The organism is Oleiphilus sp. HI0086, from assembly GCF_001635225.1.
This window is the reverse complement of sequence record NZ_LWFZ01001087.1, coordinates 1-849: the sequence shown is the minus strand read 5'-3', so window position 1 is coordinate 849 and position 849 is coordinate 1. Positions and strand designations below refer to the sequence as shown.

Genomic DNA, 849 nt, shown 5'->3' with positions numbered 1-849 from the left:
GTCAAACAAGCCAGTCTTCTGCTGAACTGACAGTCGCTAGCCAAGATAATTCAAGAAGCCTCGACGAGCAACAAGCTCTTATTGAACTTGTCGCTACAGCTATGACGGAAATGGCTGCTTCTATTTCAGAAGTCGCCGAAAATATCGTCAGCACCTCTGAAAGCGCCAATGAAGCCTATGACGAGACAATCTCTAGTAAAGAAACTGTTAATACCGCCGTCAATGTCGTCGAGTCATTAGAGCAGACAACCAGTAATACAAAAACCGTACTAGATGAACTAAGACAGGATTGCGTAGACGTCAGTAAAGTTATGGAAGTAATTCGTGGTATTGCTGAACAAACCAACCTTCTAGCACTTAATGCTGCCATTGAAGCCGCGAGAGCAGGTGAACAAGGCCGGGGTTTTGCGGTCGTCGCAGATGAAGTCAGAACATTGGCAGGTAAAACCCAAGAATCAACCGAAGAAATTGACATCATCGTTAATAAGCTTCAAGAAAACGCTGAAAATGCGGTGGGTGTGATGGAAGAAAGCCTCTCTAAGGTCCATGAAACTGTAGAGCAAGCCAATACCGCCAACCACTCATTGGAAAATGTCACCAATATGGTCAATCAAATCAATAATATGAGTACCCAAATCGCGACAGCCGCTGAAGAACAAAGTGCTGTGGCTGAAGATATGAGTGAGAAAATTGTTGGCATTAAGGATCACGCTGAAGTCAACACAGAAAATGCTGGCACCACTCGCGTACTGTCTGAGCAACAAGCTGAATTCGCGATTGAACTGGAACAACTAGTCAATCAATTCAAAGTCTCCTAATCATCAGCAAGCTATACTCAATAGCCTGTAT

The 849-nt window shown here is 44.1% G+C and carries 1 protein-coding gene; it reads left to right on the top strand.

Annotation, left to right across the window (positions count from 1 at the left end):
- On the top strand, positions 1-818 hold an 818-nt coding region (locus A3756_RS19225), incomplete at its 5' end, for a methyl-accepting chemotaxis protein (protein WP_231875577.1).
- Positions 819-849: the final 31 nt, after the last annotated feature.